8 protein-coding genes are annotated in these 12,948 nt (G+C 71.6%); 6 read left to right on the top strand and 2 right to left on the bottom strand.

The annotated features are described in order from the left end of the window. The first annotated feature begins 146 nt into the window (after positions 1–146). The 4 genes from POL25_RS24470 (at position 147) to POL25_RS24455 (ending at position 5,532) form a co-directional block, all read left to right on the top strand. Positions 147–2,444: a Tex family protein gene (locus tag POL25_RS24470; RefSeq protein WP_272088571.1), complete on the top strand. Its 2,298-nt coding sequence runs from the start codon at positions 147–149 to the stop codon at positions 2,442–2,444. 50 nt (positions 2,445–2,494) lie between these two features. After that, positions 2,495–3,082 (top strand): hypothetical protein, encoded by a 588-nt coding sequence (locus tag POL25_RS24465; RefSeq protein WP_272088570.1) that lies wholly within the window; start codon positions 2,495–2,497, stop codon positions 3,080–3,082. A 141-nt stretch (positions 3,083–3,223) separates the two neighbouring features. Further along, positions 3,224–4,306 carry a hypothetical protein gene (locus tag POL25_RS24460; RefSeq protein ID WP_272088569.1) on the top strand — a complete coding sequence of 361 codons (1,083 nt, stop codon included), beginning with the start codon at positions 3,224–3,226 and terminating at the stop codon, positions 4,304–4,306. A 470-nt stretch (positions 4,307–4,776) separates the two neighbouring features. Then, positions 4,777–5,532 (top strand): hypothetical protein, encoded by a 756-nt coding sequence (locus POL25_RS24455; protein WP_272088568.1) that lies wholly within the window; start codon positions 4,777–4,779, stop codon positions 5,530–5,532. A gap of 219 nt (positions 5,533–5,751) precedes the next feature. Here the strand turns inward: POL25_RS24455 and POL25_RS24450 are convergent, their stop codons facing one another. Then, positions 5,752–7,956 carry a tetratricopeptide repeat protein gene (locus POL25_RS24450; protein WP_272088567.1) on the bottom strand — a complete coding sequence of 735 codons (2,205 nt, stop codon included), beginning with the start codon at positions 7,954–7,956 and terminating at the stop codon, positions 5,752–5,754. 57 nt (positions 7,957–8,013) lie between these two features. Further along, positions 8,014–9,627: a hypothetical protein gene (locus tag POL25_RS24445; protein WP_272088566.1), complete on the bottom strand. Its 1,614-nt coding sequence runs from the start codon at positions 9,625–9,627 to the stop codon at positions 8,014–8,016. A gap of 188 nt (positions 9,628–9,815) precedes the next feature. Between POL25_RS24445 and POL25_RS24440 the strand changes: the two genes are divergently transcribed. Together POL25_RS24440 and POL25_RS24435 are read left to right on the top strand one after the other, a co-directional pair. Next, positions 9,816–10,694, top strand: coding sequence for an FHA domain-containing protein (locus POL25_RS24440; RefSeq protein ID WP_272088565.1), 879 nt, complete (start codon positions 9,816–9,818; stop codon positions 10,692–10,694). Positions 10,695–10,735: 41 nt separating this feature from the next. Next, a complete protein-coding gene (locus POL25_RS24435; RefSeq protein ID WP_272088564.1) occupies positions 10,736–12,826 on the top strand; it encodes an ATP-dependent DNA helicase RecG in 2,091 nt (696 codons plus the stop codon). Positions 12,827–12,948: the final 122 nt, after the last annotated feature.

Genomic DNA, 12,948 nt, shown 5'->3' with positions numbered 1-12,948 from the left:
GGACCTGCCGTCGAGATCACACCGGCGAGATCTTCCATGCCGCGGGTCGCCCGCCTGGTCGCGTCGGAGGGCGATCCGGGCGCGTCGGCGCGGGGTGCACGGGGGTCGACACCGACCTGCTCCGTGTGCCAGCTTCCCCGCCCGCGATGACCACCCCGGCCGAATTCAATCCCGTCCCCGTGCTCGCCCGCGAACTGCAGCTGCCCGAGCGGGGCGTCGCCGCCGTGGTCAAGCTGCTCGCCGAGGGCGCGACCGTGCCGTTCATCGCCCGCTACCGCAAGGAGGCCACCGGCGGGCTCGACGAGGTCCAGATCCGGGCCATCGAGGAGCGGCGGACCTACGTGCTCGAGCTCGAGGATCGCCGGCGCGCCGTGCTCGACACGATCGCCGCGCAGGGGCTGCTGACCGACGAGCTACGGGCCAAGGTCATGGCCTGCGACACCAAGGCCGCGCTCGAGGACCTCTATCTGCCGTTCAAGCCCAAGCGGCGCACGCGGGCCATGATCGCCCGCGAGCGCGGGCTGCAGCCGCTGGCGGACCGGATCCTCGCCCAGCCCGACGACGGCGATCCGCAGGCCGAGGCGACCCGGTTCATCAAGGCCGAGCTCGAGGTGCCCGACGTCAAGACGGCGATGGCCGGCGCGCGCGACATCGTCGCCGAGGTCCTCGCCGAGTCGCCCGAGGTGCGGGCGATGGTCCGCGAGGTGTTCGCCAAGGAGGGCACCGTGCGCTCCGAGGTGATGGCCGACAAGGCCGGGCAACCGACCAAATTCGAGCAGTACTACGAGCACGAGGAGCCGGCGGCCAACATGCCGTCGCACCGGTTCCTCGCGGTCCGGCGTGGCGAGCAGGAGGGCGTGCTGCGGGTCAAGATCGGCGTCGGCGCCGACACCATCACCCCGCGCATCGAGGCGCTGGCCAAGGCGCGCGTCGGCACGCCGTTTCACGGCGAGATGGTGGCCGCGGTGCGCGACGGGTTCGTGCGCCTACTGGCGCCGACGATCGAGACCGACGTGCGCATCGAGCTGAAGATGAAGGCCGACCGCGAGGCGGTGCAGGTGTTCGGCGACAACCTGCGGGCGCTGCTGCTGGCGCCCCCGTTCGGCGGCCGGCGAGCGATCGGCGTCGACCCGGGCCTGCGGACCGGCTGCAAGTGCGCGGCGCTCGACGAGACCGGGACTTTCCTCGGTCACATCACGCTCTACACCAGCCAGGGCGCGGCCGCGGCGGCGCGCGCCGAGCAGGACCTGATCGCCTTCGTCAAGACGCACAAGCCCGACGCCATCGCCGTCGGCAACGGCACCGGCGGGCGCGAGGCCGAGGCGTTCGTGCGCGCCGCGCTGGCCACGGCTGGCCTCAAGGACATCCTCGTCGTGCCCGTCAGCGAGGCCGGCGCCAGCGTCTACAGCGCCTCCGAGGTCGCGCGCGAGGAGTTCCCCGATCTCGACCTGACGATCCGCGGCGCCGTCTCGATCGCGCGGCGGCTGCAGGACCCGCTCGCCGAGCTGGTGAAGATCGACCCCAAGGCGATCGGCGTCGGCCAGTACCAGCACGACGTGTTCCAGCCGCTGCTCGCCAAGAAGCTCGACCAGGTGGTCGAGAGCTGCGTCAACGGCGTCGGCGTCGACCTCAACACCGCCAGCGCGCCGCTGCTCGCCCGCGTGGCCGGCCTGCGGTCGACGGTCGCCAAGAGCGTGGTCGAGCACCGCGCCCGTCACGGCGCCTTCGCCAGTCGGCAGGCGCTGCTGACGGTGCCCGGGCTCGGGCCCAAGACCTTCGAGCAGGCGGCGGGCTTCTTGCGCATCCGCGGCGGCGAGCACCCGCTCGACGCGTCGGCGGTGCACCCCGAGCGCTACGGGTTGGTCGAGGCGATCGCGGCCGACCTCGGCGTGCCGCTGGCGAAGCTGGTCGGCGACGCCACGCTCGCGGCCAAGATCCCGGTCGCGCGTTACGCCACCGAAAGCGTCGGCGAGCCGACCCTGCGCGACATCGTCGCCGAGCTCGGCAAGCCCGGTCGCGACCCGCGCGATCGCTTCGACCCGCCCAAGTTCCGCGAGGACGTCACGACGATGAACGACCTCAAGGTCGGTATGACGCTCGAGGGCGTGGTCACCAACGTCACTGCGTTCGGCGCCTTCGTCGACGTCGGCGTCCATCAGGACGGGCTCGTCCACATCTCGCAGCTGTCGGACCGCTTCGTGAAGGACCCGCACGAGGTGGTGAAGGCCGGCGACCGCCTCAAGGTGCGCGTGCTCGAGGTCGACCTCGAGCGGAAGCGCATCGCGTTGACCGCCAAGAGCGAGGCGCCGCGCGGACAGGCGATCCAGCCGCGGGTGCAGGAACGCACGCCGATGAACCAGAGCAGGGGTCCCAAGCCCGCGGAGCCGCCCGCACGGCAACAGAGCTTCAGCAATCAACCGTTCGCGCGGCTGCGCAAGCCTTGATCGCGGCGAGCAATCGCCCTGCGGGCCCGCTATGATGGGTTGCTCGCGCCATGCCCGACGAGACGCCCGCGATCCGCGCCCATTACTCCAAGCTGGCGCTCAAGCGCCTGCGCGCCTATCCCGAAGGCAAGGGCAGCGGGATCCGGGAGCGCGTCGGCAGCGAGCGCCTGGCCGCCATCCGCGACGCGGCGAGCCTCGACTGGTTGCCGGTGCCGACGATCATCGCGCTGTGTGACGCCATCCTCGAGGTGCTCGGCGAGGCCGAGGCGCGCAGGTTCTGGACCGACCTGATGCGTGACAGCTACGACCACGGGATCCTGAAGCCGCTGACGATGCTGGCCGGCTTCCGGCTCGGCAAGTCGGCGGTGGCGGGGCTGGTGAAGACGGCGCCGCGCGCGTGGCAGCTGTCGAGTCAGGCGTGCGGGAGCCTGGAGGTGCTGGACGACCCCGCGGGGGTCAAGCTGCGCAGCCACGACCTGGTCCCGGAGATCTTGCACAGCCGCGGCTTCCTCTGCGTGTTCTACGGGGCGTGTCAGGCGATGCTAGACGTGCTGAAGAGCCGCGCGAAGCTGGAGATCTACGCCCACGAGGTCGATGGTCAGCCGCAGCTCGGGTTCAGCTTTCAGCTCGACCCTTGAGCGTCGCGGGCGGCCTCGACGCCGCACCTGATGGCCGCAAACGCCAGGGCGAGTTCGCCCACACGCGTGTGCGGGCCCGCCAGCGCGCCTCGCTGCCGCTTCGGCGCGCTTTGTGATAGCTTCCGGTCCCCAGGAGACAGCATGTTTAAGCGCTCGTTGTTCATCGCCGCGGCTTTTGGCCTGTTCGTGGTCGCCGACGCCGGATGCAAGAAGCAGGAGGAGTCGACGACCCCCGACGAGGTCGCCGAGGCGACCCCGAAGAAGAAGGGGGTGAGCGAGGACAACGAGGACAGCATGGTCGCCGCCGGGCCGAGCTCGAGCGAGGGCGAAGGCGAGTCCGCGCCCGCGACCACCGACATGGACGCCGCCGTCGCCAAGGAAGACCCGAAGGTCAAGAAGCCCGAGGTCAAGGAGGTCTGCAAGACCAAGACCGTCGGCAAGGGCAAGGCGAAGAAGAAGGAGACCACCTGCGAGATGGTCGACAGCAACCCCAAGCTCAGCGCTTCGATCGGCGTCAACGGCCTGATCAAGGGCTTCGAGTGGGGCATGAGCCCGGAGCAGGTGCTCGCCAAGCTGGGTGAGTCGATCAACAAGTACTTCGACGACCAGCTCAAGGAGACCAAGAACCCGATGGATCAAGATCGGATCCGCAAGGAGCGGAACGATCAGATCAACGAGCTCAAGAAGGGCCACGTCAAGTTCGGGTCGTCGACCAAGCACAAGTGGGGCGTCTCGCTCATCCAGTACGAGTTCGCCGACGACAACAACGAGGAGATGATCTGGGTCAAGGAAGGCTCGAAGCTGCGGAAGTTCTACTTCTTCAAGGACGGCCAGCTTTGGAAGATCGTCTACGCGTTCAACAAGGAGAAGTGGGCCGACAAGGACTACGCGGGCGTGGTCGACGGCTCCTTCAAGAAGTGGTTCGGCGTCAATCCGGCCGCCAAGACCAAGCAGGACCCGAAGACCGCCGCCGTGCTGCTCCGCTACAACGAGTGGACCGGTGAGAAGAACGAGAAGGTCCGCTCGTTCGACATGACCGAGGTGCACGGCGTCATCGTCGTCGCGGTCGTCGACGGCGTGCAGGAGACCAGCATCGGCGAGCGCCTGCCCAACATCAAGGGCGACGACAAGTTCACCGACACCGTCGGCGACGTGCTCGGCACCTCCGATGTCGCCTACGACGAGAAGGGCAACATCATCGAGGGCAAGAACTCGACCAAGTGAGCCCAGGGGCGCCGCGATGCGGCGCCTGTCCTGACGGCCATGTCCTCGCGGCCCTGTTCTTCGGAGCAGGGCCGTCGCGCTTTCTGAGCCCGGACGACGAACTCCTCGCGGCCCTGTTCTTCGGAGCAGGGTCGTCGCGCTTTCTGAGCCGCCCCGACGACCGCGCGACCGGACGCCGCGGTGCGGGTGTCCGGACGAGCGGCCGGAGCGAAGACGACCTCGGACTGCGCCTCATGCTCCGCATGCGACACGCGTGCGGCGAACCGGTGACAGGATGGCCTCAGGGACATGTGCGAAGGGCCATCCAATCGGGGACTCCCTTCGTCGCGGGTTCTCCGCGAGGAGCGGCGCCACGCGGGCGCGGCAGCGCGAGCGGGACGTTTCGCCGCAGCGGGCAGGGTGAGGCGCCGACGTCACGGATGGGCTTGCGACCGCGAGGGCGCCGCGCTACACGCCGGCCGATGCGACGCATGACCTTGAGCTTTCTGCTGACTTCGCTGATCGCCTGCGGCGAGACCGGCGACACCACGGACACCACCGCCAGCGACACCGCCGCGAGCGACCCGACGACCGCGGGCGGGACCGACGCGACGGCGAGCGAGCCGACGGGCACGGGCGAGCCGACCAGCGACACCGGCAGCGCGAGCGAGACGGGCGATACGACCGGCGTGACCACGGCCGAGACGGCGACCGGCACGACCGCGGTGGAGACCACGACCGAGGCCACGACGGCCGAGACGACGACGGCCGAGACGACCGGCGAGACGAGCGAGACGACCGGCGAGACGACCGGCGAGACGACCGGCGAGACCACCTCCGAGACCACCGGCGATCCCGTGGGCTCGCCGCTCGTGATCGCCATCGTCGACGCGTACCTGTACGCCGACTGCATGCCGGTGGCCGAGCCGGACCCGGTCAAGGGCTCCTGGTACGTCGAGTTCGACAACACCGACAACCCCGACGACACGGCCGCGGTCCTCACGTTCGCGTCGCTGTCGCTCGAGAACGTCGAGCCGCCGGTGGTCGAGCCGATCATGGTCCAGCCGATCGAGAGCCCGCCGCTGCCGGCCGGCGAGTACATCAGCGTCGAGATGGCCAAGCTGCCCGGCATGGCCCACAGCGCCTGCGAGCACTGCGACGAGTTCTACACGCTGGTGCTCGAGTACGACGAGAACGGCGTGAAGCACCGCGCCGAGGAGTCGGTCACGATCTCCTGCTCGTTCTGAGGTCGGCGACCCCGGGCGCCGGCGAGGCGGAGGCCAGCGCGGCCTCGGTGTCGTACGGCGCGAAGGGTAGGGCGACCTGCCCCGAGCACGGGGCAAGCGCGACGATCCTCGAGCTCGAGGAGCTCAGAGAGCATGTCCTTGTGAGCATGCTCTTCGGGACATGTCCAGGTAGACCTGCTCGTGCGGACATGTCCTGCGGGACATGTCCCGCAGGACAGATCAACGCGGCGGACGGGCCTTGGCCGGCAGGTCGTCCCACTCGAGGTAGCTCTGGGCCATGTCGTACTCGAAGAACGCCATGCGGCGGGTGCCCACGACCTTGCGCATCAGCTCCTTCGCGCTGGCCGCGTTGCCGCTGCGCCAGCGGCGGAGCGCCTCGTAGAAGTAGGCCTCTGCCTGCTCGCCCGAGTCGGACGCGCCGCGCAGCAGGTCGTCGAAGCTGAGCTTGCCCTGGGCGTGCTCGGCCAGGCGGGTCGGCCAGCGCTCGCCCTTGTAGGCCGCGAGGAACGCCAGCACGCCCGGGTCCTGCGGCCGGCCCTGGCGCAGCGCCATCTCGTGCAGCCACAGCGCGAAGTACAGCTTGAGGCTGCCGCGCAGGTCCTCGCGCGGCGCCGCGGCGCGGAAGATCGCCAGCGCCTCCTCGTAGTAGCCGTGGCTGACGAGGAAGATCATCGGCTCCGCGTAGGCCTCGGCGCGGCCGTCGGCGCTGTCGCGGGCCTGGCGGAAGTCGGCCACCGCCTGCTCGACGTCCCCCATGTGGAACAGCAGCTTGCCGCGATCGATGAGCCGCGAGGCCCGCTCGCCCGGCGGGATGCTGGGGAACGCGATCAGCTTGTTGAGCTGGCGCAGAGCCGTCTGCATCTCCTGCTTGGCCTCGTCGAGCTTGCCCTCGCGGCGGGCGATCGCGGCCAGCTGGGCCCGGCCCTGCGTCTCCCAGCGCAGGCGCAGCAGCTGGTTGTCGAACGGCAGGCCGAGCAGGGTCTCATAGTGGCGGCGGGCCTCGGCGACCTTGCCGTCCTTGAGCTCGATGGTGCCGAGCAGGTCGAGCGCGGCCGGCTGCGGCTCGCCGCGGACGCTGCGCTGCAACAGGTCCTTGGCCCGGTCGACGCTGCCTTGCTCGTAGAGCGCCTCGGCGAGGGTGTACTGGGCCTCGGCGAGGCCGGGACGGATCGGCCGATCGCGCCACAGCTCGACCGCGCGGGCGTGGAACTTCTCGAGCTGGGGCATGCGCGCGAGCGCGGCGTCGAGGTCGATCGCGGCGATCCGCTCGAGGCTGGTCTGCTGCATCGAGGCGAGGTCTTGCCAGGCGTCGAAGATGTCCTCCTTGAGCTCGACGGTGCGCCGCAGGTGGGCGATCGCGGCGTCGACGAGGCCGGCCTTGCGCAGCGCGCGGGCCAGCAGCAGGTGCGCGAACGGATCGTCGGGGAACCGCTGCACGGCCCGTCGCGCCAGGTTCTCGACGATGCCCCAGCCCTGGGTCAGGAACGCCGGCGGGATCCGCTCCGACATGTCCGCGTCGTCGGGCAAGAACTGGCGCGCCAGCTCGAGCAGCGGGCGCGCGCTCTTCTTGGCGTTGCGGGCGCTGTCGAGGTACTCGATCAGCTTGCGCGTCGGCATGTCGAGCTCGACGCGCGCGAGCGCCTGGCCGGCGCCGTCGAAGTCGTCGGCGCGCAGGTAGAGGCGGGTGACGAGGTAGCCGGTGACCTCGGCCCGGTGACGCGCGGCGAGCCCGAGCTCGAGGTTCTCGCTGCTGCTGGCGACCTCGATCGCGGCCTCGTAGCGGGCGACGTAGAGGTCGGTCAGGCGCTGGACCACGAACGGGGCCGGGAAGTCGGCGGCGATCTCCTCGAGCGACTCCTCGAGCTCCTCGTGGCGCAGCACCGGCTCCTCGGAGAAGGGGCTGTTGCGCACGACCCAGCCCTCGATCTCGGTCCAGCTGGCGATCGCCCGCTTGCGCACGGCGTCGTCGCCGAACTGCTGCTCGATCGCGGCGGCGAACAGCGCCGGCGACTCGTTGCCGCGGCGGGCGGCGGCGACGTAGAGCCGGTGGGCCACGGCGCACAGACCGGGCTCGATCTGGCGGGCGCCGCGGAGCTCACTCGGGCGCCACAGCCCGGCCGCGAACTGCAGCGCCTCGACGGCCTCCTCGGGGCGCTGATCGTCGAGGGTCTTGTCGATGTAGCGGACCAGGAAGTCGAGCAGGACGCGGCGGAACTCGGCGCGCTTGGGGCTGTTCTCGGGCAGCAGCGCGAACTGGTTGAGCGCGAGCGCGAAGTGGTCGAGGTCGGGGATCGACTTGGGCGCTTCGGGGGCCTGGGTCTCGCCGCGCGGGGCCCGGGCGCAGGCGGGCAACAGCGGGGCGGCGACGAGCACGAGCGCGAGCCAGCCCGTGAGAGGCGAGGTGCCGGACAAATTGAGGCGCACGATCCCCAGTGTACGCAGACCGTCGGGCCGCGGCCACCCACGCGGGCGCGCGAGCCGCTATTCGCGGCCGGGCGTGCGCTCGGCCCACCGCAGGGTCAGCATGAAGGTGTGCATCGCGCCGGTGTAGCGGCCGGCGTTGCTCGGGCGCCCGCGACCGGCGAGCACGAGCGCGGCGTCGTCGCTGTTGATGTCGCCCCCGGTGGCGGCGAAGCGGGTCGCGGCCGCCGGATCGAACTCGCCGGGTCGACCGGTGTTGCTCGGCAGGAACAGGTCGAAGCCATAGCCCGGGACGATCTGCAGGTTGCTCGATCCGACCCGCAGCGGCACGCCGACGGTGATGCCGGCGCGCCAGCCGTCGCTGTTGCCGGCCTCGCGCGCGCCCCTGCGGACCACGGGCGAGGAGAAGTGCCCGCCGAGCACCGCGGCGAGGTTCGAGCGGGCCTGGTAGGTGGTGTAGATGTCGAAGCCGAACAGGTCCTGGTAGCCGCGGTAGCGGTTGCTCTCGGGCAACAGCACGCTGTTGCGATCGAGGCCGACCAGGCTGATCTGTTGGCTGCCCGGATCGGCGCAAGTCCGCACGCCGGCGCCGCGGCCGACGATGTCGTTGCACAGGTCCATCCAGTAGAGGTTGGTGTCGATGTGCCAGAAGCGGCCGCGATCGAGGACGAAGGCGGCCCCGAGCGCGGCCTCGCGGCTGGCTCGCTCGGTCACGGTGGCGTCGATCGGGCTGGCGACGGTGCACGGCAGGACGTCGGAGTCGGTGCCGCCCGCGGTGTCGGGCCGGCACACCAGCGCGTCGCCAGCGAGCGTCAGTTCGCCGCCGCGCACCAGCGGACGCGTGCGGTAGCGCAGGCCGATGGTGACGCGATCGCTGAGGTCGAAGGCGAGGCCGAAGGTGAGCGCGACATCGAAGCCGGCCGGCCTGTTGTCGCGATCGGGCAACCACCGCGTGCGACCGTTGAAGCCGACCCGCTCGGCGCACAGCGGGTTCTCGACGCGATTGCAGCGCGGGCCGTCGTCGCGGTCCTCGGACAGGACAGTGCTGTTGTCGTAGGAGAACCGCTGGCGCAGCCGCGGCAGGTGCACGCCGATGCCGATCCGCAGGCTGGCGAGGATGTTCCAGGCGACGGCGATGGTGACGTCGGTGCGCTGGGTGGCGGCGCCGCCGTTGAGCTTGCAGTTGGGATCGTCGCGCCGACAAAACAGCGGCGGCCGGCCGTCTTCCTCGGGGGCGAGGTGCCAGCGCAGGCGATCGTCGCTGGTGTAGTGGATCTCGCTGCCGAGATCGTAGGCGCCGATCCCGACGGCGAACGGCTCGAAGTAGAGGCTGCCGCCGACGAAGTAACCGCCGAGCGGGTTGTTGAGGTTGATCCTCGGGCCCAGCTCGCCGGTCGGGGTGCCGTCGGGCATGACGGCTTCGCGCCGGATCCACCGCTGATCGAGGCCTCCGGCGCCGCCGAACTGGAAGCGAAAGCCCTTCATTCCGGCGAGCATCGCCGGGTTATGGTGAAGGGCCGTCAACGCGCGGCTGGCAGGGCCCTGCGGCTCGGCGCCGCCGAGCCGCTGGGCCTGGCCGGGGACGGCTCCGGCGAGCGCGGGGGCTCCGGCGATGCCGGCGAAGAGGAGGCCGCGGAGGAGCTTTTGCGCGATTTCGCGCGCGGGCTCGCGCACGCTTCGGAGGACTCGTGGTCCGTCCGAGGTTCGTCGCGTCCGTCGCCGAGAGCGCATCGCGGGGGGCAGGATAACCCGGTTTGACCGCGACGGCCGCAGTTGACCCGCGCGCCATCAACTTCTTAGGATGCCGGGGCGTACCGAGGACACGCCCGCGTCAACCGGGCCGCACCTCGTGGGGGACGTGCATGAGCAAGACGCTGCGCCAGTTCCAATGTCGTGATGACCTCTGGGCCCGGGTCGAGGCCCTCGCCAAACGCCGCGGGATCGCCACCGATGATGTGGTCCAGGCGGCGCTGCTACAGCTGTTCAAGGGCGCGGCCAAGGGCAAGAAGGACGAGGCCTCGGGGATGACGCCCGCGCCGCCGTCCGGCCCCAACACGCCGCCACGGGCGACCCTCTCGGCCCAGGCCGGGCCGCCCGGTGCGCCCCGTCCAGGCTCCGCGCCGCTGCCCAGCGCGGCCCCGGTCCCGCGTCCGCCGGGTGTGCGACCCCCGGGTTCGGGTCCGACGATGTCGCCGCCGCCAGGCCCCGCAGCGCCGCCGGCGAGCATCAGCTCGAGCCAGAACCGCGCCCCGAGCGCGCTGCCGCAGCCGCGGCTGCCCAAGCCGGCGACGGCCCCCTCGACCCCAGTGCCGACCCCGGCAGCCATGCCGGCGCCGCCACCCAGCCTCGGCGCGTCGGCCCCGGCCAAGCCGACGCCGTCGCTGCCGCGTCCGCCGACAGCCTCGCGCCTGCCGCCCCCGACGGGGGCGCCAGTCAGCAAGCCGCGCCCGCTGTACGTGCTGTTCGAGGGCCAGTGGTACGAGATCGACAAGGAGGAGTTCGTGATCGGCCGCGGTCAGAAGTTCTCCGACCTGGCGATCAAGGACGCCAACATCTCGCGCCGCCACGCGTCGGTGGTCCGCCGCGGTCACGACTACTTCATCAAGGACCTCGGCAGCACCAACGGCATCGAGTTCGAGGGTCAGCGCGTCGACAACCACAAGGTCAACGACGGCAGCGTGTACTTCCTGTGCGACCACGAGCTGCGGTTCACGTTCACGCCGCCGAACCCAGCGAGCTGACCTGAGGGACATGTCCCTCGCGACCTGAACGATCGGTCATCGTGCCGCCGCGCGACAGCGAGGCCGGCGAGCTCGGCGACCTGCCGGGCGTCGGCCCCAAGACCGCCGCCAAGCTGGCCGCCCACGGGCTGGTCACGCTCGCCGACCTGGCCCGCGTGATCCCGACCGGCTACCGCGACCGCCGCCACCGCGCGCCGCTGGCCGAGGCGGCCGACGGGGCCGAGGCGGCGGTGGTGGCGACGATCCGCAAGTTCTCGCAGCGGTTCTTCCGTGGCCGCTTCTTCGCCGGGCTCGATTGCGTGGTCGAGGAGGGCGGCCGCGAGATCGGTCTGCAGTGCCAGTGGTTCCACCGCGTCGGCGGCCTGGCCGAGCGCGCGCAGGCGGGCAAGCGCGTGCTGCTGGTCGGCCGCGTCAGCCGCAAGAAGGGCAAGCTGGCGCTGATCCACCCGGAGATCCGCGATCCCGAGGCGCCCGGTCCGACGATCACGGTCCGTTACCCGGAGGTCGAGGGGGTCGGCGAGGCGACGCTGGCCAAGCTGTGTCGGGCGGCGCTCGAGCGGCTGGGGCCGTCGCTGATCGATCCGCTGCCGCCCGCGCTGCGCGAGCGCCTGGGGCTGATGGCGCTCGCGCCGGCGCTGACGCTGCTGCACGTGCCCGACGAGGCGCTGTCGGTCGAGGCGATCGCGGCGCTGCAGGCCGGTCGCTCGCCGGCGCACCGGCGGCTGCTGTTCGACGAGCTGCTGGTGGCCCAGCTGGCGCTGCTGCGCCGCCGCGCGGTCGCGCAGGCGCTGCCGGTGACAGTGACGCTGCTGCCGGGCGAGGGCACGCGGCGCGAGCTGCTGCGCGCGTGTGTGCCGTTCGAGCCGACGCAGGCGCAGTGGACGGCGATCGAGGAGATCGAGGCCGATCTGTCGCGGCCGCGGCCGATGCTGCGCCTGCTGCAGGGCGACGTCGGCTCGGGCAAGACGCTGGTGGCGTTCGCGGCCAGCGCGGGGATCGTGGCGGCGGGCGGGCAGGCGGCCTGGATGGCGCCGACGGAGATCCTGGCCCAACAACACGCGGCGACGCTGCGGCCGTGGTGCCTGGCGGCGGGGATCCGGCTGGCGCTGCTGACGGGCTCGATGAGCCGCAGCGAGCGCGCCGCGGTGGTCGAGGCGGCGGCCTCGGGCGCGGCGGAGCTGGTGGTCGGGACGCACGCGCTGCTGACCGAGGACGTGCAGTTCCGCCGCCTCGGGCTGGTGGTGGTCGACGAGCAGCACCGCTTCGGCGTGCGTCAGCGGGCGCTGCTGCGCGACAAGGGGCGAGCGCCGCACCTGCTGGTGCTGACGGCGACGCCGATCCCGCGGACGCTGGCGCTGTCGCTGGTCGGCGAGCTCGATGTGTCGACGCTGCGCGAGGCGCCGCCGGGGCGCCGGCCGCCGGACACGACGCTGATGGCGGGGCCGATCGGGCGGGCCCGCTTCCGCCTGGCAGAACATGTCCGCAGGGACATGTTGCAGGGCTTCGTGGTGTGCCCGCAGATCGAGGCGGGGGCGCGCGAGGCCAGCGACGTCGACGAGGCGGCGACGGAGCTGCGTGGGCTGCTGCCGGACAAGCGGATCGAGGTGGTGCACGGGCGGATCGACCCGGCCCGCCGCGCGGCGGCGATGGCCAAGTTCCGCGCGGGGGCGATCGACGTGCTGGTAGCGACGACGGTGATCGAGGTCGGGGTGGATGTGCCCGAGGCCAGGTTCATGCTGATCGAGCACGCGGAGCACTTCGGGCTGTCGCAGCTGCACCAGCTGCGCGGCAGGATCGGCCGCGGGACGGCGAGCTCGTGGTGCCTGCTGCACACCGGGGCGGAGGCGGGCAGCGCCGCGGCGCGCCGCCTGCAGGTGCTGGCCGACACGCACGACGGCTTCACGGTGGCCGAGCGCGACCTGGCCGAGCGCGGGCCCGGCGAGCTGTTCGGACTACGACAGGCCGGGCGGGTGGCCTGGGCGGGGCTCGCCGGCGAAGGGGTGGCGCTGCTCGAGGCGGCCCGCGCGGCGGCGAGCGAGATCCTGGCGAGCGACCCGGGGCTGCAAGGCCACGCGGAGCTGCGCGCGCGGGTCGAAAGCCACGCGCGCCCCGAGGCCGGCGACGCGGGCTGAGAGGCGCCCGGCGATGCTCGCGGCGCGGGCCAGGCAGGCCGGCGGGACAGGTGCGTTGCGACATGTTCTTTAGGGCATGTCCTAGAAGTCATGTCCTTTCGTGAATGTCTGAAAGGACATGC

It is taken from the genome of Nannocystis bainbridge (genome assembly GCF_028368995.1).
GTDB classification, from domain to species: Bacteria; Myxococcota_A; Polyangia; order Nannocystales; family Nannocystaceae; genus Nannocystis; species Nannocystis bainbridge.
This window is presented reverse-complemented; position numbering and strand designations above follow the sequence as displayed.

Excerpts from the sequence above, each read along its gene's own strand:
- POL25_RS24470 (WP_272088571.1), top strand. The coding sequence starts at position 147 with ATGACCACCCCGGCCGAATTCAATCCCGTCCCCGTGCTCGCCCGCGAA.
- POL25_RS24465 (WP_272088570.1), top strand. The coding sequence starts at position 2,495 with ATGCCCGACGAGACGCCCGCGATCCGCGCCCATTACTCCAAGCTGGCG.
- POL25_RS24460 (WP_272088569.1), top strand. The coding sequence starts at position 3,224 with ATGTTTAAGCGCTCGTTGTTCATCGCCGCGGCTTTTGGCCTGTTCGTG.
- POL25_RS24455 (WP_272088568.1), top strand. The coding sequence starts at position 4,777 with ATGACCTTGAGCTTTCTGCTGACTTCGCTGATCGCCTGCGGCGAGACC.
- POL25_RS24440 (WP_272088565.1), top strand. The coding sequence starts at position 9,816 with ATGAGCAAGACGCTGCGCCAGTTCCAATGTCGTGATGACCTCTGGGCC.